At 64.9% G+C, this 25,378-nt stretch carries 23 protein-coding genes; 13 read left to right on the top strand and 10 right to left on the bottom strand.

What is annotated here, in order from left to right; genetic code table 11:
• Positions 1-94: 94 nt before the first annotated feature.
• The gene (locus ACTUWL_RS27880; protein WP_021080498.1) at positions 95-1,318 is read right to left on the bottom strand and encodes a phenylacetate--CoA ligase family protein; all 1,224 of its coding nucleotides are present in this window, start codon (positions 1,316-1,318) and stop codon (positions 95-97) included.
• A gap of 98 nt (positions 1,319-1,416) precedes the next feature.
• Between ACTUWL_RS27880 and ACTUWL_RS27885 the strand changes: the two genes are divergently transcribed.
• Entirely contained in the window at positions 1,417-2,565 is a 1,149-nt protein-coding gene (locus ACTUWL_RS27885) for an AGE family epimerase/isomerase (RefSeq protein WP_021080499.1), read from the top strand.
• Between the two features lie 64 nt (positions 2,566-2,629).
• Here the strand turns inward: ACTUWL_RS27885 and ACTUWL_RS27890 are convergent, their stop codons facing one another.
• The 4 genes from ACTUWL_RS27890 to ACTUWL_RS27905 form a co-directional block, all read right to left on the bottom strand.
• Positions 2,630-3,469 carry an ABC transporter ATP-binding protein gene (locus tag ACTUWL_RS27890; RefSeq protein WP_021080500.1) on the bottom strand — a complete coding sequence of 280 codons (840 nt, stop codon included), beginning with the start codon at positions 3,467-3,469 and terminating at the stop codon, positions 2,630-2,632.
• Between the two features lie 179 nt (positions 3,470-3,648).
• Positions 3,649-4,932: an ABC transporter substrate-binding protein gene (locus ACTUWL_RS27895; protein ID WP_021080501.1), complete on the bottom strand. Its 1,284-nt coding sequence runs from the start codon at positions 4,930-4,932 to the stop codon at positions 3,649-3,651.
• A gap of 52 nt (positions 4,933-4,984) precedes the next feature.
• On the bottom strand, positions 4,985-6,058 hold the full coding sequence (locus ACTUWL_RS27900; RefSeq protein ID WP_021080502.1) for a branched-chain amino acid ABC transporter permease: 1,074 nt from the start codon (positions 6,056-6,058) through the stop codon (positions 4,985-4,987).
• A gap of 3 nt (positions 6,059-6,061) precedes the next feature.
• Positions 6,062-6,955 carry a branched-chain amino acid ABC transporter permease gene (locus ACTUWL_RS27905; RefSeq protein ID WP_024585024.1) on the bottom strand — a complete coding sequence of 298 codons (894 nt, stop codon included), beginning with the start codon at positions 6,953-6,955 and terminating at the stop codon, positions 6,062-6,064.
• Between the two features lie 107 nt (positions 6,956-7,062).
• On the opposite strand from ACTUWL_RS27905, the gene ACTUWL_RS27910 reads away from it, so the two are divergent.
• Entirely contained in the window at positions 7,063-7,428 is a 366-nt protein-coding gene (locus ACTUWL_RS27910) for an endonuclease domain-containing protein (RefSeq protein ID WP_021080504.1), read from the top strand.
• A gap of 62 nt (positions 7,429-7,490) precedes the next feature.
• Here ACTUWL_RS27910 and ACTUWL_RS27915 read toward each other — a convergent pair whose 3' ends face one another.
• Positions 7,491-9,419, bottom strand: coding sequence for a long-chain fatty acid--CoA ligase (locus ACTUWL_RS27915; RefSeq protein WP_021080505.1), 1,929 nt, complete (start codon positions 9,417-9,419; stop codon positions 7,491-7,493).
• Entirely contained in the window at positions 9,416-10,237 is an 822-nt protein-coding gene (locus ACTUWL_RS27920) for an ABC transporter ATP-binding protein (RefSeq protein WP_021080506.1), read from the bottom strand. The genes ACTUWL_RS27915 and ACTUWL_RS27920 overlap by 4 nt, the downstream gene beginning before the upstream one ends.
• Before the next feature lie 387 nt (positions 10,238-10,624).
• On the opposite strand from ACTUWL_RS27920, the gene ACTUWL_RS27925 reads away from it, so the two are divergent.
• From ACTUWL_RS27925 to fcl, 3 genes are all read left to right on the top strand, one after another.
• Positions 10,625-11,299, top strand: coding sequence for a Crp/Fnr family transcriptional regulator (locus ACTUWL_RS27925; protein WP_021080507.1), 675 nt, complete (start codon positions 10,625-10,627; stop codon positions 11,297-11,299).
• Positions 11,300-11,442: 143 nt separating this feature from the next.
• Positions 11,443-12,528 (top strand): GDP-mannose 4,6-dehydratase, encoded by a 1,086-nt coding sequence (gmd, locus tag ACTUWL_RS27930; protein ID WP_021080508.1) that lies wholly within the window; start codon positions 11,443-11,445, stop codon positions 12,526-12,528.
• A complete protein-coding gene (gene fcl, locus ACTUWL_RS27935) occupies positions 12,509-13,465 on the top strand; it encodes a GDP-L-fucose synthase (protein WP_035652373.1) in 957 nt (318 codons plus the stop codon). Before gmd ends, fcl begins: the two co-directional genes overlap by 20 nt.
• 10 nt (positions 13,466-13,475) lie before the next feature.
• Here the strand turns inward: fcl and ACTUWL_RS27940 are convergent, their stop codons facing one another.
• Positions 13,476-14,318, bottom strand: coding sequence for a uroporphyrinogen-III synthase (locus tag ACTUWL_RS27940; protein WP_021080510.1), 843 nt, complete (start codon positions 14,316-14,318; stop codon positions 13,476-13,478).
• A 136-nt stretch (positions 14,319-14,454) separates the two neighbouring features.
• Between ACTUWL_RS27940 and purU the strand changes: the two genes are divergently transcribed.
• Positions 14,455-15,318 (top strand): formyltetrahydrofolate deformylase, encoded by an 864-nt coding sequence (gene purU, locus ACTUWL_RS27945; protein ID WP_021080511.1) that lies wholly within the window; start codon positions 14,455-14,457, stop codon positions 15,316-15,318.
• 195 nt (positions 15,319-15,513) lie between these two features.
• Here the strand turns inward: purU and ACTUWL_RS27950 are convergent, their stop codons facing one another.
• Positions 15,514-15,792, bottom strand: a complete 279-nt coding sequence (locus ACTUWL_RS27950; RefSeq protein ID WP_035652375.1) for a hypothetical protein — start codon at positions 15,790-15,792, stop codon at positions 15,514-15,516.
• Between the two features lie 380 nt (positions 15,793-16,172).
• Here ACTUWL_RS27950 and ACTUWL_RS27955 point away from each other — a divergent pair, with 380 nt between their 5' ends.
• The 6 genes from ACTUWL_RS27955 to ACTUWL_RS27980 all read left to right on the top strand — a co-directional run bounded on the left by ACTUWL_RS27955 (position 16,173) and on the right by ACTUWL_RS27980 (position 21,979).
• Entirely contained in the window at positions 16,173-17,351 is a 1,179-nt protein-coding gene (locus tag ACTUWL_RS27955; RefSeq protein WP_021080513.1) for an ABC transporter substrate-binding protein, read from the top strand.
• 123 nt (positions 17,352-17,474) lie between these two features.
• On the top strand, positions 17,475-18,344 hold the full coding sequence (locus ACTUWL_RS27960) for a branched-chain amino acid ABC transporter permease (RefSeq protein ID WP_021080514.1): 870 nt from the start codon (positions 17,475-17,477) through the stop codon (positions 18,342-18,344).
• A gap of 7 nt (positions 18,345-18,351) precedes the next feature.
• Complete coding sequence (locus ACTUWL_RS27965; protein ID WP_021080515.1) at positions 18,352-19,383, top strand: branched-chain amino acid ABC transporter permease; 1,032 nt, start codon at positions 18,352-18,354, stop codon at positions 19,381-19,383.
• Positions 19,380-20,132: an ABC transporter ATP-binding protein gene (locus tag ACTUWL_RS27970; protein ID WP_021080516.1), complete on the top strand. Its 753-nt coding sequence runs from the start codon at positions 19,380-19,382 to the stop codon at positions 20,130-20,132. Before ACTUWL_RS27965 ends, ACTUWL_RS27970 begins: the two co-directional genes overlap by 4 nt.
• Entirely contained in the window at positions 20,125-20,841 is a 717-nt protein-coding gene (locus tag ACTUWL_RS27975; RefSeq protein WP_021080517.1) for an ABC transporter ATP-binding protein, read from the top strand. The genes ACTUWL_RS27970 and ACTUWL_RS27975 overlap by 8 nt, the downstream gene beginning before the upstream one ends.
• A gap of 19 nt (positions 20,842-20,860) precedes the next feature.
• A complete protein-coding gene (locus ACTUWL_RS27980; RefSeq protein ID WP_021080518.1) occupies positions 20,861-21,979 on the top strand; it encodes a cobalamin-independent methionine synthase II family protein in 1,119 nt (372 codons plus the stop codon).
• A gap of 88 nt (positions 21,980-22,067) precedes the next feature.
• Here ACTUWL_RS27980 and ACTUWL_RS27985 read toward each other — a convergent pair whose 3' ends face one another.
• The gene (locus ACTUWL_RS27985) at positions 22,068-23,786 is read right to left on the bottom strand and encodes a caspase family protein (protein ID WP_021080519.1); all 1,719 of its coding nucleotides are present in this window, start codon (positions 23,784-23,786) and stop codon (positions 22,068-22,070) included.
• 199 nt (positions 23,787-23,985) lie between these two features.
• Between ACTUWL_RS27985 and ACTUWL_RS27990 the strand changes: the two genes are divergently transcribed.
• Positions 23,986-25,341, top strand: coding sequence for a hypothetical protein (locus tag ACTUWL_RS27990; RefSeq protein ID WP_021080520.1), 1,356 nt, complete (start codon positions 23,986-23,988; stop codon positions 25,339-25,341).
• The last annotated feature ends 37 nt before the right edge of the window (positions 25,342-25,378 follow it).

Here is a 25,378-nt window from a genome sequence, read left to right on the forward strand (position 1 = left end):
AGGTGATGATCCCGTCTCCACGAGGCATGAGTCAGCTCAATAGTTCACAATGCCGCGCGCGACAACGCGGACTGGACCTCATGCGGGGCGTCGATCATCGTTCGTCCGCAATCACCTTGCCGTCGTTCGGCAGCGAGCCTGCGCCGACGAGCTCAACGGCGCCGCCGAGCTTTGTCACCGCACGCAGCGTCGCCGCGACTTCGCCCTGCAGGGCATCCGCCGCCGAGGTACATTCGGCCCGCAGCGTCATCGCGTCGGTCTCGCCGGCGCGGGTGACGACGAGGCGCAGCCGTCCGAGCTCGGGATGGCGCTTGCCGATTTCCGCGATCTGCTCCGGGCGCACGAACATGCCCTTGACCTTGGTGGTCTGGTCGGCGCGGCCCATCCAGCCCTTGATGCGCATGTTGGTGCGTCCGCACGGGCTCGCACCGGGCAGGACGGCGGTCAGATCGCCGAGCGCGAGGCGAATCCAGGGATGATGCGGATCGAGCGAGGTCACCACGATCTCGCCGACATCACCGGGCGCCACGGGATCGCCGGTGCCCGGCTTGACGATCTCCAGGATCAGATCCTCGTTGACCGTCATCCCCTCGCGCGCCGGGGTCTCGAATGCGATCAGGCCGAGATCGGCGGTTCCAAACGCCTGGTAGGCCTCGACGCCGCGCGCCTTCATCTCCTCCTGCAACGATTTCGGAAATGCGGCGCCCGAGACCAGCGCGCGCTTGATCGACGAGACGTCGCGGCCGGCGTTAGCGGCGGCGTCGAGCAGGATCTTCAGGAAGTCCGGGGTGCCGCTATAGCCGACCGGGCGATAGGCCTCGATCAGCTCGAATTGCTGCTCAGTATTGCCGGGGCCGGCCGGGATCACGGCACAGCCGAGCGCCCGTGCGGAGGCGTCGAAGATGAAGCCGCCGGGGGTGAGGTGATAGCTGAAGGTGTTCAGCACCACGTCGCCCTCGCGGAAGCCCGCCGCAAACAGCGCCCGTGCCCCGCGCCAAGGGTCCGCCTGGCGGCCTTCGGGCTCGAAGATCGGTCCGGGCGAGGTGAACAGGCGGGCAAAGGAGCCGGGCTTGTCGGCCACGAAGCCGCCGAACGGCGGGGCGGCTTTGTGCAGGGCCGGGAGCTCCGATTTGCGCAGCACCGGCAGTCCCGCCAATGCCTCCCGGCTCGTGATGGATGCGGGATCGGTGCCCCGCAGCAAATTGGCATAGGCGGGCGCTGCCATCGCCTTGCGCAGCACCTCCGGCAGCCGGGCGAACAGGGCGGCCTCGCGGGCGGCCGGATCGCGCGTTTCAAGGGCGTCGTAATGGTCGGTCATGGCGGGTCCTTGAGGGGAGGATTTGCGCAGGTGGCGTGCCGGTCTGCCCGTGCTATCAGACGGTGAGCGCTGACATTGGGACGGTTCCAGGAAGCACGATGGCTGAGGCAGAGAACGTGGCGGCGGACGGGGCCGCCGATGTCGTCGCGAGGTTGAAGCGCCGCATCATCGACCACGCCTTGCCGCTGTGGTCGACGGTGGGGTGGGACAGCACGGCCGGCGGCTTCGTCGACCGGCTGCATCAGGATGGGACAGCCGACAACGCGGCCCCGCGCCGCCTCCTTGTGCAGGCGCGCCAAATCTATTGCTACGCCAAGGCGGCCCAGATGGGCTGGTATCCCGAAGGGCGCGCGATCGCGCTGAAGGCGCTGGATTACATGCTCACCAAGGCCAAGGCGCCGGACGGCCGGCCGGGCTTTGTGTTCAGCCTGACGCCGGAGGGCGGCGTGCACGATCCGCTGCGCGACACCTACGGCCATGCCTTCGTGCTGCTCGCACTGGCGACTGTCTACGGCCTCGACCAGGACGCTCAGGTTCGCGCCGAGATCGACGCGCTGCTGGCGTTCCTCGACACCCAGCTGCGCTCGCCCCATGGCGGCTTCCAGGAAGGCCTGCCGCCGTCGATGCCGCGGCGGCAGAACCCGCAGATGCATCTGTTCGAGGCGATGATCGCCTGCTTCGACGCGACGCATGATCTGTCGTTCCAGAACCGCGCCGGCGATTTCTTCGCACTGTTCCTCGCCAACCTCTATGACAAGCAGACGCGGACGCTGGGCGAATATTTCGAGGAGGATTGGTCGCGGATCCCGCCGGTCAGCGTCGAGCCCGGGCACCTTGCGGAATGGGTCTGGCTGCTGAAGGGTTTTGAGCGGATCACCGGCTGCCCAACAGGGCGCCCGCGCGGCGAGCTGCTGGCCTCGGCGCTGCGCTATCGCGACGCCACCGGCTGCCTGATCGACGAGGGCGATGCCGAGGGCAACATCCGCCGCCACACCAGGCGGCTGTGGCCGCAGAGCGAGTTGGCGAAGGCCTGGATCGCGCAGGCCGAGTCGGGCGAAGCCGGCGCTGCGGACGAGGCGCGCGGGGCGCTGGTGCTGCTGGAGCGGCACTATCTCAGCCATCCCGTGGCCGGCGGCTGGTACGACCAGTTCGACGGCGGCGGCAATTCGCTGATCGCCACGATCCCGGCGTCGTCGTTCTACCATGTGCTCTGCGCGGTCACGGAAGCGGAGCAGGTGCTCAGCTAGGGCCGCCTTCCTGGTGTGACGCGCTTTCTGCACACGCAACTCCGCCCGAAAACGCTCCATATCCTCAGAGCCAGCGCTTGCGCCGCTTGAAGCTCTTCAAATTCTTGAAGCTCTTGCGCTGGTCGCCGGCGCCGCCGAGGTAGAATTCCTTGACGTCCTCGTTGTCGCGCAGCTCGTCGGCGGAGCCGTCGAGCACCACCTTGCCCTGTTCCATGATGTAGCCGTGGCTTGCGACCGAGAGCGCCGCGCGCGCATTCTGCTCGACCAGGAGGATCGTGACGCCGAGATCGCGGTTGATCTCCTTGATGATCGCGAACACTTCCTTGACCAGCAGGGGTGACAATCCCATCGACGGCTCGTCCATCAGGATCATCTTCGGGCGCGCCATCAGCGCGCGGCCGATCGCGAGCATCTGCTGCTCGCCGCCGGAGAGATAGCCGGCAAGGCCGGTGCGCTCCTTCAGGCGCGGGAAATATTTGAACACCATGTCGATGTCGGCAGAGACCTCGCCGTCGCGCCGGGTGAAGGCGCCGAGCCGCAAATTCTCCAGCGACGTCATGTCGGCGACGATGCGGCGGCCCTCCATCACCTGGAAGATGCCGCGGCGGACGATCTTGTCCGGGTCGATGCCGTTGATGCGCTGGCCCTCGAACAGGATCTCGCCGCGGGTGACCTCGCCGTCCTCGGTCTTGAGCAGGCCGGAGATCGCCTTCAGCGTGGTCGACTTGCCGGCGCCATTGGCGCCGAGCAACGCCACGATCGCGCCCTTCGGCACCTCGAGGCTGAGGCCGCGCAGCACCAGGATGACGTCGTCATAGACGACCTCGATATTGTTGATGCTGAGCAGCGGCGGCGGTGGGACCGCCATCGGCCCCGTGCGGGTGGCTTCGAGGGTTTCGTTCATCTCGACTATTCTCCGCTGTCGTCACCCGCGTTTCGTGCGCAATTGCGCACTCGAGCGGGTGACCCAGTATTCCAGAGACGCCGGCGATCACATCGTGAGAGCGCGGCGAACTGAATCCCCCGCTTTCGCGGGGGATGACGATTGTTGTCGAGGCTGCGCTCGCGGCAGCCTCACGATCCTCACCAGCCGAACCATTCCGGCTTGCGCGGCAGCTCGACGGTCTTCACTTTCTCGAGCTTGATCGTGCCCTTGCCCATCAGGTCGTTGATGTCGCCGTCGGTCGCGCCGGAAACCTTGGCGCGATAGAGATCGACCTTGGTCGTCGGGCGATGATCCTTCTCGGTCCAGTTCGAGGGATTGCAGACGCCGTCCATCCCGGCCGGCACCCAGTCCTTCTTCTGGTAGAAGCCCTTGGCGACGTTCTCGCCGGTGGCGCCGCCGTTCTTGGCGGCCCAGTCCAGCGCTTCCTTCATGTAGAGCGCGCTGCACACCGCGGCGATGTAGTGCACCGGGCGATAGACCTTGCCCGACGGGTCGGACATCTTCGAGATTTCCATCACCGTCTTCATGCCCGGCGCGTTGCCGCCCCAGCCGACCGCCGTGCGCAGCGGGAAGATCACGCCGTCGGCGGCATCGCCCGCGGTCTTGGCGGCGTTCTCATCCATGCCCCAGACGTTGCTCAGGAACTGGACGTCGACGCCGGCGGTCTTGCAGGCCTTCATGACCGAGATGTTGGAGGCTGCGGTGTTGCCGAGATAGGCGTAATTGGCGCCGGAGCTCTTCAGGCTGAGGCACTGCGCCGAATAGTCGCCGGGCGACAGCGCGAACACCAGCGGCGGCAGCACTTCGAAGCCGAGCTCGGTTGCGAGCGCCTCGCCGGCGGCCTTCGGCGCGTTCGGATAGGGGTGGTTGGCGCCCATGTGGACGAATTTGGGCTTGCCCGGCTTGCCCTTGGCCTTCCAGTCCTCGGCCGCCCAGGTCAATTCGGCGCGCAGCGCGTCCGAGTAGCTCGGGCCGTAGAAGAAATTGTACGGCGCCGGCTTGGCCTTGCCGCTGGTGCCTTCGGGATCGGTCAGCGCGGCGGCATACGAGCCCGACAAATCGGGGATCTTGTCCTGCGCGAGGAAGCCGGTCAGCGCCTCGGTGTCCGCGGTGCCCCAGCCCATGATTGCTGCGACCTTGCCGTCCGGCGCCGACCATTTCTTGTACAGCGCGATCGCGCGCGGCACCTGGTAGCCATAGTCGTTGCTGTCGACGCTGAGCTGCTTGCCGCCGACGCCGCCGTTCTTGTTGACCCAGGCGAAGGTGTCGGCGACGCCCTGGCCATAGGGCGTGCCGACGTCGGAAGTGCCGCCCGAGAGGTCCTGCAGATGGCCGATGGCGATCTGCGCCTGCGCGGTGCCGGCGGCGCTGCCGATCAGCAGCGCGAGAGAGACCGAGCTCAAAAGGGATCTAATCGTCATTTTTGTTTCCTCCTGCTTATTCGTTGAACCGAATTTTGAGTTGCTCGATACGTCAGTGCGAGAACGGGTAAAGCTTCCAGTAGGCCTTGATCTGCCGCCAGCGGTGCGCGAGGCCGTCAGGCTCGAACATCAAAAATCCGATGATGATCAGGCCGATCGCGATCTCGCGCAGGAACGTGATGTTGTTGTTGAGCTGCAGCGCCTTGTCGATGGCGCCGCCCTTCAGCCACGCGCTCAGCCATTCCATCGATTCCGGCAGCAGCACCACGAAGGCGGTGCCCATCAGCGTACCCATCACCGAGCCGGTGCCGCCGATGATGACCATCGCGAGGAACAGCACCGAGCGCTCGATGCCAAAGCCCTCCTGCGAGACCACCAGCTGATAATGCGCGTACAGCGCGCCGGCGATGCCGGCAAAGAACGCGGCAAGTCCGAACGACAGCGTCCGGTACTTGGTCAGGTTGATGCCCATGATCTCGGCGGACAGATAGTGATCGCGGATCGCGACCAGCGCACGGCCGTCGCGGGTGCGCATCAGGTTGGTGACGAGAAGATAGCTGAGCACCATGTAGGCGAGCACGACGTAGAAATATTGCCGGTCGCCGCGCAGCGTGTAGCCGAAGATCGAGAACGGGTTGGCGCTGGCCGGCACCGAGCCGCCCGAGAACCAGTCGGCGCGCGAGAAGAAATCGAGCAGGATGTACTGCGCGGCGAGCGTCGCGATGACGAGATAGAGCCCCTTCAGCCGAGCCGCCGGCACACCGAAGATCAGGCCGACCAGCGCCGTCACCACGCCGGCAAGCGGAATCGCGAAGAACACCGGGATCGGCAGGTTGTTGGAGATGTAGGCCGAGGTGAAGGCGCCGAACAGGAAGAACGCGGCGTGGCCGATCGAGATCTGGCCGGTGAAGCCGACCAGGACGTTGAGGCCGAGCGCAGCGATCGCGAAGATGCCGATCTGGATCGCGATCGAGAGCAGGTAGTTGGACAGCAGCATCGGCGCGAAGCAGGCGAGCACGATGCCGGCAATCGCGAAATTGCGGCTGGTCGCGGTCGGGAAGATCGTGGTGTCGGCCGCATAGCTGGTGCGGAAATCGCCGGACGGAATGAGTGTACTTGTCGCCATGGATCAGACCCGCTCAATGTCCTTGGTGCCGAACAGGCCGTACGGCTTGATCATCAGGATGATGATCAGGACGTAGAACGGCGCGATCTCGTAGAGATTGCCCCAGTGCAGATACTCGCTGTCGACATACTGCGCGACGTTTTCCAAGAGCCCGATGATGATGCCGCCGAGCACGGCGCCGCCGACCGAGTCGAGGCCGCCGAGGATCGCGGCCGGAAAGACCTTGATGCCGTAGGCGGAGAGGCCGGACGACACGCCGTTGACCACGGCAACCACGACGCCGGCGACCGCCGAGACGGTGGCCGAGATCGCCCAGGCCATCGCGAACACGCTCTTCACGGAGATGCCGAGCGACTGCGCGACCTGCTGGTTGAAGGCGGTGGCGCGCATCGCCAGGCCGTATTTGGAGGCGCGGAAGAACCAGGCCATGCCGACCATCATGGCGAGCGAGACCACGAGGCTCATCACATAGACGGTCTGGATCTGCAGCCCGAACAGGCTGATCGACTGGCTCTGGAATATCTGCGGAAACGGCTGCGGGTTGACGCCGAAGATCCACTTCAGCGCGGCTTGGAACACGGTCGACAGGCCGATCGTCACCATGATCACCGAGATGATCGGCTCGCCGATCATCGGGCGCAGGATCACGACCTGGATCGCGATGCCGAAGATGAACATGAACACCAGCGTGATCGGCATACCGATCCAGAACGGCAGCTGGTACTTGGTCAGCAGCGCCCAGCATACCCAGGCGCCGACCAGCAGCAGCTCGCCTTGCGCGAAGTTCACGACCTGGGTCGCCTTGTAGATCAGCACGAACGACATCGCGACCACGCCATAGAGCGTGCCGACCACGAGGCCGTTGACGATCAGCTGGATCAGGAACTGGGTGTTCATGGGGTACCGTGCTATCTTCGCCTCTCCCCGCTTGCGGGGAGAGGCCGGCGCGCTGCCGTCGATGCGAAGCATCGTCGGGAGTGCGGCGGGTGAGGGGGAGTCTCCGCATGCGCGGTGCTAGAGAGTCTAAAACCGAACGCGCGAGGAATCTGCGAAGCGCGTCGACGGATGCGGAAGGAGCGCTCTGGTACCGGCTCCGCGGTCGCAGGCTGAATGGTTACAAGTTCGTCAGACAGGAGCCGATAGGGCCTTACACGGTCGATTTTATCTGCCGCGAACATCGCCTCGTGATCGAGGTGGATGGTGGACAACACGCCAACAGTCAGACCGACGCCGTTCGCGACAAATGGCTCATCGATCACAAATACCGGGTCTTGCGCTTCTGGAACAACGAGATCTCCGGCAATTTGGCTGGTGTTCTTGAAACCATTCTCACCGCGCTTGCGGAGGCTCCCCCTCACCCGGATCGCTGACGCGATCCGACCTCTCCCCGCAAGCGGGGCGAGGTGAAGGTCTGTGTATGACGCGGACACAGTCATTCCGCGGCCTCCGCGATCGCAGCACGGCCGAGATCGACCACCTGCAACGTGGTGCGGACGCGTTGCGTCGTGCCGTCCTGGAAACGGATCACGGTGTCGACGGGAATGTTGGCCTTGCCGCGGTAGATCGCCTCGATGATGTCGGCGTATTTCTCGTTGATGACGCTGCGCCGGACCTTTCGGGTCCGGGTCAGCTCGCCATCGTCGGCATCGAGCTCCTTGTACAGCAGCAGGAAGCGTGAGATGCGCTGCGCCGGCGGCAGGGTAGCGTTGACGGTCTCGACCTCTTTCTTCAGCAGCGCGTAGACTTCCGGCCGCGACGACAGGTCGGTGTAGGTCGTGAAGGAGAGGCGGTTCTTCTCCGCCCATTTCGAGATGATCGAGTAGCGGATGCAGATCATCGCGGCCAGTGCGTCGCGGCCGGCGCCGAGCACGACGGCTTCTGCGACATAGGGCGAGAACTTCAGCTTGTTCTCGATGTATTGCGGAGAGAACCGTTCGCCGCGCGAGGTCTCGGCGAGATCCTTGATGCGGTCGATCACGACGAGCTGCCGGTTGTCGTTGTAGTAGCCGGCGTCGCCCGAATGCATCCAGCCGTCCTTGATGTCGGCGACCGAGGCTTCGGGGTTCTTGTAGTAGCCGTGGAACATGTTCGGGTGCCGCACCACGATCTCGCCGACGCCGTTGACGTCGGCATTGTCGATGCGGATCTCGATGTTGTCGGCCATCGGTACGCCGGTCGTGTCGGGATCGACCTTGCCTTCGGGATGCAGCGTGTAGGCGCCGAGCAGCTCGGTCTGGCCGTACAGTGTGCGCAGCGGCACGCCCATCGCCTGGAAGAACTTGAAGGTGTCCGGCCCGAGCGCCGCGCCGCCGGTTGCCGCCGAGCGCAGCCGGGTGAAGCCGAGCCGGTCGCGCAGCGCGCGGAACAGGATCTGGTCGGCGAAGACAGAGCGCTTGCCCTCCGCGAGCGCCGCGAGCCCGGTCTTCATGCCGAGCTCGTAGAGCCGCTGCTTGAACGGCGAGGCGTCCATCACGCCGGCGCGGACGTCGGCTGCGATCGATTCCCAGACCCGCGGTGCGAACAGCACAAAGGTCGGCGCGATCTCGCGGAAATCGTGCATCATGGTGTCGGGCTCTTCGACGAAGTTGACCTTCATCCGGGAGAGCAGCGCTTTGCCGAGCGCATAGATCTGTTCCATGATCCACGGCAGCGGCAGCACCGAGACGTATTCGTCCTCCGGCCCCTTCGGATCGAAGGAAAGATAGGTCGCGCAATGCCGCAGCACGCGCCCGGCCGAGAGCATCGCGAGCTTCGGATTGGCCGTCGTGCCTGAGGTCGTGCAGAGGATTGCGACGTCGTCGCCATCAGTGGCATCGACCAGCCGGTCGTACAGATCAGGCTCGCGCGCGGCGCGGTCGCGGCCCAGCCCAACGAGCTTGCTCGCCTCCATCAGCCTCGGATCGTCGTATTTGCGCATGCCGCGCGGATCGGAATAGATGATGTGCCTGAGATTGGGCACCCGATCGGCAAGGCCGAGCAGCTTGTCGACCTGTTCCTCGTCCTCGGCGAAGACGAGCTTGGCCTCGCCATAGGTCAGGAGATAGGCGGCTTCCTCGTCCAGCACGTCGCGGTAGAGGCCGAGGCTCATCGCGCCGATCGCGTGGGTCGCGATCTCGGCGGCGACCCAGTCTGGCCGGTTGTCGCCGATGATGCCGATCACGTCGTCGCGGCCGAGGCCGAGCTCGACCATGCCGAGCGCGAAGTCGTGGGTACGGGTCTGATAGTCGTTCCAGGTGAATTCGCGCCACAGCCCGAGATCCTTCTCGCGCAGCGCGATCTCGCCGCCGTGCTCCCTGGCGTTCAGGCGCAGCATCTTGGGAAAGGTGTCGGCCTGCGCGGCGCGACCGGCATAATCCATCATGCCGCGCTCTCCCGCACTGCCGGCTTGTCGTCGGGGTCGACCAGCACCTCGTCCTCTTCGCCGAGATAGGCGCGCTTGACGTGGGGATCGGCGAGCACGGTCGCCGGATCGCCCTCAGCGATCTTGCGGCCGAAGTCGAGCACCATGACGCGGTGGGAGATGTCCATCACGACGCCCATGTCGTGCTCGATCATCATCACAGTCATGCCGAACTCTTCGTTGAGATCGACGATGTAGCGCGCCATGTCTTCCTTCTCTTCGAAGTTCATGCCGGCCATCGGCTCGTCGAGCAGGATCAGCTGCGGCTCCAGCGCCATCGCGCGGGCGAGCTCGACGCGCTTGCGCAGGCCGTAGGGCAGGGTGCCGGCGGTCGCCTTGCGCACCGACTGCAGATCGAGGAAGTCGATGATCTCCTCGACCTTGCGGCGGTGTTCCAGCTCCTCGCGGCGCGCACCGGTCAGCCAGTACAGCGAGCCCGTGATGAAGTTGTTCTTCAGGAGGTGATGGCGGCCGACCATGATGTTGTCGAGCACGCTCATGTGGTGGAACAGCGCGAGATTCTGAAAAGTCCGGCCGATGCCGAGACGGGGCCGCGCGTTCGGGGTGAGGCCGGTGATGTCCTGGCCGCGGTAGAACAGCTGGCCTTCGGTCGGCCGGTAGCGGCCGGAGATGCAGTTGACGATCGAGGTCTTGCCGGCGCCGTTCGGGCCGATGATGGAGAACAGCTCGCCCTCGTTGACGCTGAAGCTCACATCGGTCAGCGCGCGGACGCCGCCAAAGCGCAATGAGACTCCGCGCACCTCGAGACTGTTGGCCACCCTGTTCCCTCCAGATACGGGCGCTTTGGCGCGCTCTTTATCTTTCGTTTCGAGCTCGGTTCGATCTTACATGGGCCGCCGAAGGAAACCATCCGACTAATGATGCCGGCGTCCGGGAGCATCGCTCGCCCCGATCGCCTGCGTCATGCGCGGTAACGCCGCACCCGCCTGCAAGCCCGCTCGCGCGTCGTCCGCCTTCAGCGATCCATCGAAGCGCTGCACGCGGCGTTACGCGAGGTGGCTCTGAATACGAGAAAGCGATAGGTTGAATTGTCATGTGCCCGACATTTGGTCAGGAATTTTCGCTGGCATTCCAGGCCTCGGGTCCCTGGCTTCGTGCACGGCGTTGCTGCGGTGCAATATCTTGGGTGGGATGCCGTCGCTAGAATGATTGCTGCTGATTACCTGAAGCGCATCGCGGCCTGGTCGCGCGAACTGACCGAGCAAGAGATCGAGATCGCGCGCGCCGGCATCTCCGAGAAGTCGTACCGCGCCAACGAATTCATCTTCATGCGCGGCGACAATTTCCAGTACTGGACCGGCATCGTTACCGGGCTGGCGCGGATGGGCATCGTCTCGCGCGGCGGCAAGGCCGCGAGCTTCGCGGGCCTCACGGCGGGCGCGTGGTTCGGCGAGGGCACTGTGCTCAAGAACGAGCTGCGGCGCTACGACGTGGTCGCGCTGCGCGATACGCGCCTCGCGATGATGGATCGCCGGACCTTCGTCTGGTTGTTCGAGAACAGCGTCGGCTTCAACCGCTTCCTGGTTGGACAGCTCAACGAGCGGCTCGGCCAGTTCATCGCGCTGCTCGAATATGGCCGCACGCTGGATGCGACCGCACGGCTGGCGCGCTCGATCGCCTCGCTGTTCAATCCGATTCTCTATCCCGAGCTTACCCTGCACCTTGAAATCACCCAGGAGGAGATCGGGGCGCTGTCGGGAATCTCCCGGCAGAACGCCAACCAGTGCCTGAAGCGGCTCGAGCGCGAGGGGCTGCTGCGGCTCGAATATGGCGGGGTCACGATCATCGAGCTCGACCGGCTGCGCCACTACGGCGAGTGAGCCGGCCCCAGACCGCTTTGAATCGGGTTTTCAAAGCTTTAAGGCCCTGATTCCAAACGATTATGCCATTAGACTTGGAGGTGGCCGGGTGCTACAGACCGGCCTCGTCGGGATCGCGCGGCCTCGCGCTCTCTGGAGATGATATGACGGCTCAGGACTCAAAGCGGCGCGTTGCGCTGATCACCGGCGTCACCGGGCAGGACGGCGCCTATCTCGCCGAATATCTGCTCGGCCTCGGCTACACCGTGCACGGGATCAAGCGCCGCTCGTCCTCGTTCAATACCGCGCGCGTCGACCATCTCTACCAGGACCCGCATGCCGGCAACGTGCCGTTCCTGATGCACTACGGCGACATGACCGATTCGACCAATCTGATCCGGCTGATGCAGCAGATCCGGCCGACCGAGATCTACAACCTCGCCGCCCAGAGCCACGTCCAGGTCAGTTTCGAGAGCCCGGAATACACCGCCAATGCCGACGCCATCGGCGTGCTGCGCCTGCTGGAGGCGATCCGCATCCTCGGCATGGAGAAGGAGACCCGGTTCTACCAGGCCTCGACCTCGGAGCTGTACGGGCTCGTGCAGGAGGTGCCGCAGAAGGAGACCACGCCGTTTTATCCGCGTTCGCCCTACGGCGTCGCCAAGCTGTACGGCTACTGGATCACGGTGAACTACCGCGAGGCCTACGGCATGTTCGCCAGCAACGGCATCCTGTTCAACCATGAGAGCCCGATCCGCGGCGAGACCTTCGTGACGCGCAAGATCACCCGCGCCGTCGCCCGCATCGAAGTCGGCCTCGAGAACAAGCTCTATCTCGGCAATCTCGATGCCAAGCGCGACTGGGGCCACGCCCGCGACTATGTCGAGGGCATGCACAAGATCCTGCAGGCGGATGAGCCCGGCGATTTCGTGCTCGCGACCGGCGAGACGCGGTCGGTGCGCGAGTTCGTCGAGCTGGCGTTCACCGAAGTCGGCCGCAGCATCGAATGGCGCGGCAAGGGCGTCGAGGAGATCGGTGTCGACAAGGCATCGGGCAAGACGCTGGTGCAGATCGACCCGACCTATTTCCGCCCGACCGAGGTGGATCTTCTGATCGGCGACGCCAGCAAGGCGCGCGCCAAACTCGGCTGGGCGCCCAAGACGCCGTTCGCGCAACTGGTGAAGGAAATGGTGGCCAGCGATCTCGTCGAGGCCAGGCAGGATGCGGCTCATGGCAAGCACGGCGTTTGAACTGAAGGGCAAGACGGTCTTCGTTGCCGGCCATCGCGGCATGGTCGGCTCGGCGTTGATGCGCCGACTGGCGCGCGAAGACGCCGATCTTCTGACCGTCTCGCGTAGCGAGGTCGATCTGCGCGACCAGGCCGCAGTGAATGCCTGGTTCGCCGCGAAGCGGCCGCAGGCCGTGTTCCTTGCTGCTGCCAAGGTCGGCGGCATCGTCGCCAACAACACGCTGCGGGCCGAATTCCTCTACGACAATCTGGCGATCTCGACCAATGTGATCCAGGCGGCGCATGCCAATGGCTGCGAGAAGCTGATGTTCTTCGGCTCGTCCTGCATCTATCCGCGCCTCGCGCCGCAGCCGTTGCGCGAGGATTCGATGCTGACCGGCCCGCTGGAGCCGACCAACGAGCCCTACGCCATCGCCAAGATCGCCGGCATCAAGATGGCCGAAGCCTATCGCAGCCAGTATGGCGCCGATTTCATCAGCGTGATGCCGACCAACCTCTACGGTCCGGGCGACAATTATCATCCCGAATACAGCCACGTCGTCGCGGCGCTGATCCGCCGCTTCCACGAGGCCAAGGTCTCGGGCGCCGCCGATGTCGTGGTGTGGGGCACCGGCACGCCGCGCCGTGAATTCCTCTATGTCGACGATCTCGCCGACGCCTGCATCCATCTGATGAAGACCTATTCCTCGCCGGAACTGGTCAATATCGGCACCGGCGAGGACATCACGATCGCCGAATTCGCCCGCGTCGTTGCGGCCACCGTCGGCTACCGCGGCGAGATCAGCTTCGACAGCTCGCGCCCCGACGGTACGCCGCGCAAGCTGCTCGACGTCAACAGGCTCGCCAAGCTCGGCTGGCGCGCCACCACCCCGCTCGAGGATGGCATCAAGCTCGCGTACCAGGCCTATCTGAGCGAGACCAAGCAGGCGGCGGAATAACGCCGAACTGCTACGTCGCCGCCGTGCGGGGCGGCGCTTTCGACAGCGCAGTCGCCATCGCCGAGATCAGCGGCTTCATGAAGAACGCATCGTTCGCCGGGTAGATGTCGGTGGATAGGCCGTACGTCTTCAACTCATTCGAGACCACGGGCCCGACGGAGGCGATCGGCGTGCGCTCCAGGCCGTCGCGCAATTGCGCCTCACACCGGTGCGCCTGTGCGACCTCCATGAGACGCCGAACCTGACCGGAGCTCGTCAGCGCGATGGCGTCGATGCGGCCCTGCGCCATCTGCTCGATCGCGGTCACGATGTTGGCGTCGGCGGCCTGCGCGTCATAGACGTAGGGCAGCACCGTATCGACCTCCGCGCCCTGCGCGTTGATCGCGGCGATCAGGGTGGCGTGATCCTTGTCCGGATAGAGTTGCAGGCCGAGCCGATGGCCGCTCAGGTCGAGCTTCGCCAGCATCTCGGCGACGCCTTCCGAGGTCGGCTTCTCGGTCGTCATTTGCGGCTCCAGGCCGATCTCGCGCAGCGCGCGGCCGGGCTTGGGGCCGCGGGCGAATTTGCGGGCCTTGCCGAGGCTGCCGACAAACTCCGCCTCGACGTCGATCCGGCGCACGACCTTCATCAGGCGACGCAGGCCCTCGCCGGTCATCAGCACGAGGTCGTCGAGCGGTCGTTCGATGGCGCGGCGGATCCAGGCCTCGATCGGCGCCGGGTCCGGCGCGTCGTGGATGGTGAACATCGGGCATTGCAGCACATCGGCGCCCTGCTCGGCGAGCAGGCGGGAAAACTGTGCCTCCTCGCGCGTCTCGAGGATCAGGATGCGGTAGCCGTTCAGCCGGTCAGCCATGATGGTCCCTAACAAACATTGTCGTCATTTGTTCGATTTGACCCCCGCACCGGGATTGGCGCAAGGCCGCCTGCGGTGATAGACGGGGCCCGAAAATGATCCTTCCACGCAACTGCTCAAGCTTTGGTCAATTGGCATGCCCGACCATCAATTCGTTCTGACCCTGTCCTGTCCGGATCGTCCGGGGATCGTCTCCGCGGTCTCGACTTTTCTAGCGCATAACGGCCAGAACATCCTGGATGCCCAGCAGTTCAACGACACCGAGACCGACAAGTTCTTCATGCGCGTGGTGTTCACCGCAGCCGACCTGGCGGTCGGGCTGCCGGCGCTGCAGACCGGTTTTGCCGCGATCGCCGAACGTTTCGGCATGGAATGGCAGATGCGCGACCGCGCCAGCCGGCGCCGGGTGATGCTGCTGGTCTCGAAGTCCGATCACTGCCTGGTCGACATCCTCTATCGCTGGCGCACCGGCGAGCTCGAGATGATCCCGACCGCTGTTGTCTCCAACCATCCGCGCGAGACCTATGGCTCGCTCGATTTCGGCGATATCCCGTTCCATCATCTTCCGGTGACGAAAGACACCAAGCGGCAGCAGGAAGACGCGGTGTGGAAGCTGGCCCAGGATACCAAGACCGACCTCGTGGTGCTGGCCCGCTACATGCAGATCCTGTCCGACGAGATGTCGGCGCGGCTGTCGGGCCGCTGCATCAACATCCATCATTCCTTCCTGCCTGGCTTCAAGGGCGCCAAGCCCTATCACCAGGCTCATGAGCGCGGCGTCAAGCTGATCGGCGCCACCGCGCATTACGTCACCAGCGATCTCGACGAAGGGCCGATCATCGATCAGGACGTCGAGCGCATCAGCCATCGCGACACGCCCGAGGATCTCGTGCGCAAGGGCCGCGACATCGAGCGCCGCGTGTTGGCCCGCGCGATCCGCTACCACCTCGCCGACCGCGTCATCCTCAACGGGCGCAAGACCGTGGTGTTCGTGGACTGATCCGCGTTTCATGATGCCGCGTTCCGATCGATCATCGCGAAGCACCGGAGCAGATCCGGCACATCTTCTTCGGCCATTGCCACATGGTGCTGAGCGGCTCGGTTGCCGGCGTCCCCACCACGTCACCGTCTACATGGTGGAGTTCGGCTACCGCGGCGAAATGCTGCGCGAGGATGCTCTCGATTAGGCCGACGCTCAGTGGGCAGCGCTCTGCGTTGTCGCCGCCGCCTTGGGATCATCGCCGCGCTCGGCCGCCGGCATAAGGCGCTTGCGCTCCCGTTCCTGCATGAACTTGTCATATTCCGGGGTGCCCGGCCGCGGCGGCGCGTCGGCGGGCAGGCCGCCGGCCCAGGCCGGAATGTAGTCGGCCATTCCCGCCGAAACTTTTTGGTTCACGGTGCCGCACCCCGCGAGCGCGCAGGCCGCGAGCGCGAGGGCAGTCAGGACAGGGATGTGGCGTGTGAAGTTTGGCATTGGCGGCAGCATACAGCCCTGATCTTTATGGAAGATGATCTTGGGCGCGACCGTTCGGCTGCAATTGTGCTTGTTTGTTGACAATGGCGATTGATTTGTACGACCGTACAAATGAAGCGAGATCGCGGCCCATCCAAGCGGGCGAGATCGGTTCTCGTTGGGGCGTTGAGTTTCGGGGAGCGATTCTGGTATCCTGATACTTGTAGCTATGGCTGGGCTGATCACTCCACGCGCGACACCCGTCCATCGTCCGATTGACAATGGGGCGCTTGGAGACGCCTTGTCGGGCTGCGGCTTGGCTGTGACATGCTGGGGCTAAGGTTGAGGCAAGGGCCGGGGACTCGGCTCGATGCAGAAGAATGGAAGGGGGAGGGATGTCGATGTTCAATCGTCGCAAGATGTTGTTGTGGGGCGCTGCTGCGGCCGCGCTTCCCGGATTGTGCGCCGTGGCGGCGCGGGCGGACGATGCCGTCAAGATCGGCCTGATCCTGCCCATGACCGGCGGCCAGGCTTCGACCGGCAAGCAGATCGATAATGCGATCAAGCTTTACATGCAGCAGAAGGGCGACACCGTCGCCGGCAAGAAGATCGAGATCATCCTGAAGGATGACGCCGCGGTGCCCGACAACACCAAGCGGCTCGCGCAGGAATTGATCGTCAACGACAAGGTCAGCTTCATCGCCGGCTTCGGCGTGACGCCCGCGGCGCTGGCCGCGGCGCCGCTGGCAACGCAAGCCAAGATCCCGGAAGTCGTGATGGCGGCCGGCACCTCGATCATCACCGAACGCTCGCCCTATATCGTGCGCACCAGCTTCACGCTGGCGCAGTCCTCCACGATCATCGGCGACTGGGCGGTCAAGAACGGCATCAAGAAGGTCGCGACGCTGACCTCCGACTACGCGCCGGGCAACGACGCGCTGACCTTCTTCAAGCAGCACTTCACCGCCGGCGGCGGCGAGATCGTGGAAGAGGTCAAGGTCCCGCTCGCCAACCCCGACTTCGCGCCGTTCCTGCAGCGGATGAAGGATTCCAAGCCTGACGCGATGTTCGTGTTCGTGCCGGCCGGGCAGGGCGGCAACTTCATGAAGCAATATGCCGAGCGCGGGCTCGACAAGAGCGGCATCAAGGTGATCGGCCCTGGCGACGTCATGGACGACGATCTGCTCAACAACATGGGCGATGCCGCGCTCGGCGCGGTGACCGCGCATCTCTATTCGGCGGCGCATCCGTCCCAGATGAACAAGGACTTCGTTGCCGCCTACAGGAAGGCGTTCGGCAGTCGCCCGGGCTTCATGGCGGTCAGCGGCTATGACGGCATTCATCTGATCTACGAGGCGCTGAAGAAGACGGGTGGCGATACGAACGGCGACAAGCTGATCGAGGCCATGAAGGGCATGAAGTGGGAGAGCCCGCGCGGTCCGATCTCGATCGATCCGGAAACCCGCGACATCGTGCAGAACATCTACATCCGCAAGGTCGAGAAGGTCGACGGCGAGCTCTACAACGTCGAGTTCGCGACCTTCGAGGCCGTCAAGGATTCCGGCAAGACCAAGAAGTGACGCGCGAAAGCGCGTCATCCCGGGGCGCGCCTTAGCGCGAACCCGGGATCTCGAAGTTTTTGAAATGAGATTCCGGGACCAGCGCCGGCGCGCTGCCCCTTACATCGGGCTTTGTCTGAATTCATGGCCTCTATCCTCACCAATTTGTTCGATGGCGTCGCTTACGGCATGCTGCTGTTCGTGCTGGCCTGCGGGCTTGCGGTGACGCTCGGGCTGATGAACTTCGTCAACCTCGCGCATGGCGCCTTCGCCATGGCCGGCGGCTATATCTGCGCCGTGCTGGTGAACAATTCCGGCTGGCCGTTTTTCGCCGCGCTGCCGCTCGCCTTTGTCGGCAGTGCCCTGATCGGCATCGCGCTGGAGCGCACGCTGTACCGCCATCTCTACAGCCGCAGCCATCTCGATCAGGTGCTGTTCTCGATCGGTCTGGTGTTCATGTCGGTCGCCGCGGTCGACTACATCATGGGATCGTCGCGGGTCTTCATCAAATTGCCCGCGGCGCTGGAGGGCCAGATCGATCTGTTCGGCGTCGGCATCGGACGTTATCGGCTGATGATCGTCGTGATCTGCGGCCTGCTCACGCTGGCGCTGCAGCTGATCCTTGCCAAGACGCGGTTCGGCAGCCGTCTGCGCGCCGCGGTCGACGATCCGCGCGCCGCGATCGGTCTCGGCATCAACGTGCCGCAGGTGTTTGCGTTCACCTTTGCCTTCGGCTGTGGCCTCGCCGGCCTCGGCGGCGCGCTGAGTGCGGAGATCCTCGGGCTCGATCCATATTTCCCGCTGAAATTCATGATCTACTTCCTGATCGTGGTGACGGTCGGTGGCTCCTCCTCGATCACCGGACCATTCCTCGCATCGCTGCTGCTCGGCATCGCCGACGTCGCCGGCAAATATTATGTGCCCAAGGTCGGCCCCTTCGTGATCTATACGGTCATGATCGTGATCCTGCTCTGGCGCCCGAACGGCCTGTTCGGCCGCACCGCGGCGCGGTGAGGCTGAGATGACCGCGCTATCCGACGTCTCCTCTCACGCGATGGCCGGCGCGCGCTGGCGGGTCAGCGAGGTCGCGTTCTGGGGGCTCGCGCTCGCCTGCGCGTTCCTGTTCCCGTCGCGCTACCTGATCATGACCGACATCGTGCGGCTCGGCCTGTTCGCGCTGTCGCTCGACCTGATCCTCGGCTATGCCGGCATCGTCTCGCTCGGCCATGCCGCATTCTTCGGCGTCGGCGCCTATTCGGCCGGATTGCTGGCGTTGCACGGCATCATCAGCGAGCCCGTCATCGCGCTGGTCGCCGCCGGCCTCGTTGCGGCGGTGCTCGGCTTCCTGACCAGTTTCCTGGTCATCCGCGGCGTCGATCTGACCCGGCTGATGGTGACGCTTGGCATAGCGCTATTGCTGGAAGCGCTCGCTGAGCGCTTCTCTGATATCACCGGCGGCACCGATGGCCTGCAGGGCATCGAGATGCAGCCGATCCTCGGGCTGTTCGCCTTCGACATGTTCGGCAAGACCGGGTTGTTCTACTCGCTGATCGTGCTGTTCATCCTGTTCCTGCTGGCCCGCCGCGTGGTGCATTCGCCGTTCGGCCTGTCGCTGCGTGCGATCAGGAACAATCCGCTGCGCGCGGCTGCGATCGGCATACCGGTCAACCGCCGCCTGATCGCTGTCTACACGCTGGCCGCGTTCTATGCCGGGGTCGCCGGCGCGCTGTTCACGCAGACCACGGCGCTCGCCTCGCTCGACGTATTTTCTTTCGAGCGCTCCGCCGACCTGATGCTGGTGCTCGTGATCGGCGGTACCGGCTATCTCTATGGCGGCCTGATCGGCGCCGTCGTGTTCAAGATGCTGCAGGAGCTGTTTCAGAGCCTCACCCCGCAATACTGGCTGTTCTGGATCGGCCTCGTGCTGGTCGTGATCGTGATGGTCGGCCGCGCACGGATCCACCGCTGGGTGCTGTTCGTGCCGAACCTGATCATCCGTCAATTCGCCGGTCGCAAGGCCGCCGTCGCCGTGCCGGAGAACGAGGCGTCATGACGATCGCGCTGGAAACCCGCAATCTCGAAAAGTCCTTTGGCGGTCTTCGCGTCACCCGCGATCTCTCGCTGAAGGTGATGCAGGGCGCCCGCCACGCGTTGATCGGGCCGAACGGCGCCGGCAAGACCACCGTCATCAACCAGCTCACCGGCGTGCTGACGCCGAACAGCGGCCGCATCCTGCTCGAAGGCAGCGACATCACCGGCCTCTCCGTGCACAAGCGGGTTCTGCGCGGGCTGTCGCGCACGTTCCAGATCAACCAGCTCTATCCCGACCTGACCCCGCTCGAGACCATCGGGCTTGCGGTCTCCGAACGAATGGGCCGCGGCGGCGACTGGTGGCGGCGGATGGGAACGCGCGATGACGTCAACGCCGAGATCGCCGAGATATTGTCGCGCTTCCATCTGCTCGACGTCATGACCGAGCTCACCTCGACATTGCCCTACGGCAAGCAGCGCCTGCTCGAGATCGCGGTCGCGATTGCTGCCAAGCCGCGGGTGCTGCTGCTCGACGAGCCGGCGGCCGGTGTCCCCGAGAGCGAGCGGCAAGATATCCTGGCGGCGGTCGTGGCATTGCCGCGCGACGTCACCGTGCTGCTGATCGAGCACGACATGGACCTCGTGTTCTCGTTCGCCGACCGCATCTCGGTCCTGGTCAATGGCGGCCTGCTCACCCAGGGTACGCCCGACGAGGTCGCGCGCGATCCGCAGGTGAGGGCGGTCTATCTCGGCGAGGCCGCCGATGCCTGATCTGCTCTCCATCCAGGGCCTGCGCGCCGGATACGGCGAGGCGGTGGTGCTGCCCGACATGTCGCTCGCGCTGGCCGACGGCCAGGTGCTTGCGCTGCTCGGCCGCAACGGCACCGGCAAGACCACGCTGATCAACTCGATCGTCGGGATCACCCGCCGTTTCGGCGGCAGCGTCGCGCTCGCAGGCCTCGACATCACGGCACTGCGGCCCGATCAGCGCGCCCGCGCCGGGATCGGCTGGGTACCGCAGGAGCGCAACATCTTCCGTTCGCTGACGGTGGAAGAGAACATGACCGCGGTGGCGCAGCGAGGGCCGTGGACGGTCGCGCGGGTGTACGAGATGTTTCCGCGGCTGAAGGAGCGGCGCAGCAATTTCGGCAACCAGCTGTCCGGCGGCGAGCAGCAGATGCTGGCGATCGGCCGCGCGCTGACCTTGAACCCGAAGGTGCTGCTGCTCGACGAGCCGACCGAGGGGTTGGCGCCGATCATCGTTGAGGAATTGTTAAAGGCGATCGGAACCATCACGCGCTCCGGCGGCATCTGCTCGATCATCGTGGAGCAGAACGCGCAAAAGATTCTGGGGCTCGCCGACCGCGTTGTGATATTGGAACGCGGCATGATCGTGCACGACGCCGCAAGCAGCGCGCTGAAGGCTGATCGCTCCGTCCTCGAGCGCCATCTCGGCGTTGCCGCGACCAAGAAACACTGACGACCTCAGGGAGTTCACCATGCAGCGAACCAAGCCTCCGTTCCGCGCCGACGAGGTCGGCAGCCTGTTGCGGCCGCCGAAGATCAAGGAAGCCCGCGCCAGGCTGGAGAAGGGCGAGATCTCGGCCGACGAGTTGCGCAAGGTCGAGGACATGGAGATCGAGAAGGTCGTGCACAAGCAGGCCTCGGTCGGCCTCAAACTCGCGACCGACGGCGAGTTCCGCCGCTCCTGGTGGCACTTCGACTTCCTCAGCCATCTGACCGGCTGCGAGCTGTTCCACCCCGACATGGGCATCCAGTTCGCCGGCGTACAGACCCGGCACGATGCCATCCGCGTGATTGGCAAGCTGGATTTCTCCGATCAGCATCCGATGCTCGATCACTTCGGGTTCCTGAAGAAGTATGCCGACCAGGCGCATGTCACGGCGAAGATGACGATCCCGTCACCCGCGGTGCTGCACTTTCGCGGCGGCCGCAAGCTGATCTCGAAGGAGGTCTATCCCGATCTCGAGGAGTTCTATCAGGACCTCGGCAAGACCTATCGCAAGGCGGTGAAGGCGTTCTACGACGCCGGTTGCCGCTACCTGCAATTCGACGACACGGTGTGGGCCTATCTATGCTCGCCGGAGGAATTGCAGAAGTCGCGCGACCGTGGCGACAATCCGGATGGACTGCAGGAGATCTACGCCCGTGTCATCAACTATGCGATCGCCGATCGGCCGTCCGACATGGTGATCACGACGCATGTCTGCCGCGGCAATTTCCGCTCGACCTGGATTTCCTCCGGCGGCTACGAGCCGGTGGCCGAGACCATGCTGGCCGGTACCAACTACGACGGCTACTTCCTCGAATATGATTCCGACCGCGCCGGCGGCTTCGAGCCGCTGCGCTTCCTGCCCAAGGGCAACAAGGTCGTCGTGGTCGGCGTCATCACCTCGAAGTTCGGCGAGCTCGAGAAGAAGGACGACATCAAGCGGCGGCTGGAGGAGGCGGCGAAGTTCGCCCCGATCGAGCAGCTCGCGGTGTCCCCGCAATGCGGCTTCGCCTCGACTGAGGAGGGCAACATCCTGTCCGAGGAAGAGCAGTGGGCGAAGCTGCGGCTGGCCGTCGAGGTCGCGAACGAGGTGTGGGGCAAATAGCATCAACTCGGTCGTCATTGCGAGCGAAGCGATCCACGTCCCCGCGAGGACAGAATGGATTGCTTCGTCGCTTCGGGGGAGGGTGGCTTCACTGCTCCCCCAGATAGACCTCGCCGAGCAGCGAGGAGTTCGACCACGGCACCTGCTTGCCCTTGGTCGCGGCGACGACCTCGGCTCGGACCCGCGTCAGCATCTGCTGCACCTCGAGGCCGGGCGTGCCGACATGGCGCGACAGCGCCGTCGAGAACGGGCTGTTGGCGCCCTCGCCGTCGAGCGCGACCTGGCCCGGCGCGGTCGCGTACGCGATCAGCGTGCCGGCGCCGAGCGTCGAGCCTGATCCGAGCGAGGTGGGCGCGGCAAGACCGGAGCCGGCCTCGATGCCGCGGCTTGGGCCTGCGGATGCCACCTGCGGCGCCATCGGATTGTTGCGGCAGGCATCGAGGATCAGGATGTTGGTGCGGATCTGATCGTCGAGACCGGCCATGATCGTATCCATATCGACCATCGCGTCGGTCATGCGTGCACCCGCCTTGAACTCGATATCGACCGGCACGAGGTAGTTGCGGCCGTCGACCTGCACGCCATGGCCGGCATAGTAGACCACGGCGATCTGCGACCGCGTCGCCTCGCGCAGGAAGTCATGGATCGTCCTCTGCATCGCGTCGCGATCGAGATCGAGACCCTCCGAGACGGTGAAGCCGATATCGCGCAGGCTCCTGGCGATGGCGCGCGCATCGTTGGGCGGATTGGGCAGCGCTTTCACATGCGCATAGGCGCCGTTGCCGATCACGAGTGCGACGCGCCGCCCGGTCGCTGCGGCCTGCACGCGGGCTGCCGGAACTGCCGCGGCCGGCGCCGGCGGTGCGGGCGCGGGGCTGCTCTCGGCGGCAGGCGCTGCTGCGGTCTTGCGCGGTGCCGCGTCGGCCTCCTTGAGCAGCGCGAGCCGCACCTTCGCGGTGGCCTGGTTGGCCTTGCTGCCGGCGTCGGAGGCGACGCCCTCGAGCGCGGCGGCGTAGTCGTCCTTGGCATGCGCAGCGTCGCCCTTCGCCTCGTAGGCGAGACCGCGCTGGGTATAGGCCGAGATCAGCACGCTGCCGGGCGGCGTCATGATGTTGGCCGGCGCCTTCGCCTTCGCGAGCCGGATCGCTTCCGTCGTGTCCGCGATCGCGCGCGCGATGTCGCCCTTGGCGCGCCAGATCACGGCGCGGCGGATCAGCGGCTGCGGCAGTGATGGATCGATTCTGACAGCCTCGTTGATGTCGGCGAGCGCGCCGTCGAGATCGCCGAGCGCCTGCTTCGAGGCGCCGCGGTTCTGATAGGAGAACGCCGAGCTCGGATCGGCCTTGATCGCGGCATCATAGTCGGTGATCGCCCTGGCGTAGTCGCCCTTGCTGCGATAGGCGTTGCCGCGGTTGTGGAAGATGATGCCGCTCGGCCCCAGGCGCAGCGCGTCGTTGAAGTCGGCGATCGCGATGTCGTACTCGCCCTTGTCGTAATAGGCCGAGCCGCGCAGATTGTAGACGGCAGTGCTGGACTTGAGGCGCAACGCCTCGGTCGCGTCCGCAATCACCTGCGCGTAGTTGCCCTTCTTGTTCCAGCCGACCGCACGCCAGAAATGAATGGTCGCGAGCTTCTCACCGGAAAACACCTTCAACGCGATGATCTTGGTACAGGCGTCGATCATCTGATCGGCGGGCGTTGTGTCGGTCGTACAGAGCGGGCCGAGCTGGGCGTGCGTCTGTGCGACACAGGGCGCCGCCGACAGCATGGCAGCAAGCAGGCAGGGGATCAGGAGCAGGCGGCGCATCGGTTATCCCAGCGGGGTGAGCCGTCAAGATGATCGACGACGGCGAGGCGGTCCAAAGGGCGATCCAGGGGGCAATCCATGACTGTTTGGTGATTGGGCCGTGGAGGGGGTTCAACTGGTGGGAAAATGGTGGTAAGACGTCGCCACACACAATCTCTGCCCACTTTTGTCCCACTCGCCGCGGCCCGCTCCAGGCTTCATGAAGAACGACGAAATCCTCAGCCAGATCACGGATTTCTGCCGGCGCTCCGACATGGCGGAGACGACGTTCGGCCGCCGTGCCGTCAATGACGGCAAGCTGGTGCACCGGCTGCGCGAGGGCAAGCGGATCACCATCGATACGCTCGACCGCATCAACGGCTTCATCGCAACCTCGACCCCGGGCGGCGTGGCGCCGCCGCGCGGCCTCGTGGTGCCGCCGGAAAAGCGCGATCCCAGGGGCAATTTCCGCTTCTTCGAGAACCGCCAGCGCTACCTGCTGTTCGTGCACACCTGCAGCGAGAAGCGGGTGATCGCTGACCGGGTCGCGCTGGAACTGGCGGCGATCCACCCCCGACCGCCGGCGCTGCGGGTGTTCGACGCCGGGATGGGCGACGGCACGGTGCTGGCGCGCGTCCTGCGTGCCATGCATGGCCGCTTCCCACATATGCCGTTCTATGTCGCCGGCAAGGAACTGAGCCTGGAGGACGTCCGCCTCACCCTCGACAAGGTGCCGGACCGGCTGTTCGAGCATCCGGCGAGCGTGTTCGTGTTCACCAACATGTATTACGCCGAGGCGCCCTGGCTGACGCCCAAGAACTCCGCAGCGGCCGCCAGCATGATCTGGCACGAAGTGGCCCTGCGCGGCGCCTCCTCGGGTGATTTCGAGGCCCAGATCGCGGAACTCGGCCCGTTCCTGGAGCAGAATTGGCGGGCCAATCTCAGCCCAGGCAATGCGATGCCGATCTACGAGCGGCCGGTGGCGCTGGTGCTGTACCGGGACGATCACCGCTTCCTGCTCGATTCCATTATTCCGCGGGCCGGCCGCGCCGAGGCCAATTTCGATCTCGTGATCGCCTCGCAGCCCTACCGCGCCAAATCCTCGGTGAATTTCCGCGCCAAGCGGATCATCGCGCCGCTGGCGCGCGCGCTGCGCGGCGGCGGGCGGTTGATAGGAATCCACTCCCACGGAGGCGATCCCGGGCTGGAAATCATTCAAGCCGTCTGGCCCGGAGAAAATCCTTTCGCCGTCAGCCGTCATGAGATACTGCGCGCGGTGAAATACGAGTTGGGCTCGGCGGGCCGCGAGCTGAACTTCAATGCCTACGCCGATAACCGTTCGATCTTCCGATATGATATGGAGGCGCTGCCTAATGAGGTGACCGGCTCGATCGGAACCTCGACGGCCTTTGCTGCGTGGAATGCGGCGGTGTATGTCGCGCAGATCGAAGATGAGCGGTTGACCGAAACGACCGAAAACGGACGAGCTCTCGAGGCCACGCGCGAAGTTCTCCGCAAACACAACGGGCTGTGGTTTTACGACGAATCCTACGTCATCTCGCGACGGCGAGACTGACATTCCGGGGACATATTCACCAACCAACGTCGGGACA

The sequence above is a fragment of the Bradyrhizobium sp. WCU1 genome, from assembly GCF_053474805.1.

What these genes read in the sequence shown, in the direction of transcription:
- purU (WP_021080511.1), top strand. Translation starts at nt 14,455, where the DNA reads ATGCCCGACCATCAATTCGTTCTGACCCTGTCCTGTCCGGATCGTCCG.
- ACTUWL_RS27960 (WP_021080514.1), top strand. Translation starts at nt 17,475, where the DNA reads ATGGCCTCTATCCTCACCAATTTGTTCGATGGCGTCGCTTACGGCATG.
- ACTUWL_RS27925 (WP_021080507.1), top strand. Translation starts at nt 10,625, where the DNA reads ATGATTGCTGCTGATTACCTGAAGCGCATCGCGGCCTGGTCGCGCGAA.
- ACTUWL_RS27900 (WP_021080502.1), bottom strand. Translation starts at nt 6,058, where the DNA reads ATGGCGACAAGTACACTCATTCCGTCCGGCGATTTCCGCACCAGCTAT.
- ACTUWL_RS27980 (WP_021080518.1), top strand. Translation starts at nt 20,861, where the DNA reads ATGCAGCGAACCAAGCCTCCGTTCCGCGCCGACGAGGTCGGCAGCCTG.
- gmd (WP_021080508.1), top strand. Translation starts at nt 11,443, where the DNA reads ATGACGGCTCAGGACTCAAAGCGGCGCGTTGCGCTGATCACCGGCGTC.
- ACTUWL_RS27885 (WP_021080499.1), top strand. Translation starts at nt 1,417, where the DNA reads ATGGCTGAGGCAGAGAACGTGGCGGCGGACGGGGCCGCCGATGTCGTC.
- fcl (WP_035652373.1), top strand. Translation starts at nt 12,509, where the DNA reads ATGGCAAGCACGGCGTTTGAACTGAAGGGCAAGACGGTCTTCGTTGCC.
- ACTUWL_RS27915 (WP_021080505.1), bottom strand. Translation starts at nt 9,419, where the DNA reads ATGATGGATTATGCCGGTCGCGCCGCGCAGGCCGACACCTTTCCCAAG.
- ACTUWL_RS27950 (WP_035652375.1), bottom strand. Translation starts at nt 15,792, where the DNA reads ATGCCAAACTTCACACGCCACATCCCTGTCCTGACTGCCCTCGCGCTC.
- ACTUWL_RS27965 (WP_021080515.1), top strand. Translation starts at nt 18,352, where the DNA reads ATGACCGCGCTATCCGACGTCTCCTCTCACGCGATGGCCGGCGCGCGC.
- ACTUWL_RS27955 (WP_021080513.1), top strand. Translation starts at nt 16,173, where the DNA reads ATGTTCAATCGTCGCAAGATGTTGTTGTGGGGCGCTGCTGCGGCCGCG.
- ACTUWL_RS27940 (WP_021080510.1), bottom strand. Translation starts at nt 14,318, where the DNA reads ATGGCTGACCGGCTGAACGGCTACCGCATCCTGATCCTCGAGACGCGC.
- ACTUWL_RS27880 (WP_021080498.1), bottom strand. Translation starts at nt 1,318, where the DNA reads ATGACCGACCATTACGACGCCCTTGAAACGCGCGATCCGGCCGCCCGC.
- ACTUWL_RS27895 (WP_021080501.1), bottom strand. Translation starts at nt 4,932, where the DNA reads ATGACGATTAGATCCCTTTTGAGCTCGGTCTCTCTCGCGCTGCTGATC.
- ACTUWL_RS27890 (WP_021080500.1), bottom strand. Translation starts at nt 3,469, where the DNA reads ATGAACGAAACCCTCGAAGCCACCCGCACGGGGCCGATGGCGGTCCCA.
- ACTUWL_RS27970 (WP_021080516.1), top strand. Translation starts at nt 19,380, where the DNA reads ATGACGATCGCGCTGGAAACCCGCAATCTCGAAAAGTCCTTTGGCGGT.
- ACTUWL_RS27910 (WP_021080504.1), top strand. Translation starts at nt 7,063, where the DNA reads ATGCGCGGTGCTAGAGAGTCTAAAACCGAACGCGCGAGGAATCTGCGA.
- ACTUWL_RS27905 (WP_024585024.1), bottom strand. Translation starts at nt 6,955, where the DNA reads ATGAACACCCAGTTCCTGATCCAGCTGATCGTCAACGGCCTCGTGGTC.
- ACTUWL_RS27975 (WP_021080517.1), top strand. Translation starts at nt 20,125, where the DNA reads ATGCCTGATCTGCTCTCCATCCAGGGCCTGCGCGCCGGATACGGCGAG.
- ACTUWL_RS27990 (WP_021080520.1), top strand. Translation starts at nt 23,986, where the DNA reads ATGAAGAACGACGAAATCCTCAGCCAGATCACGGATTTCTGCCGGCGC.
- ACTUWL_RS27985 (WP_021080519.1), bottom strand. Translation starts at nt 23,786, where the DNA reads ATGCGCCGCCTGCTCCTGATCCCCTGCCTGCTTGCTGCCATGCTGTCG.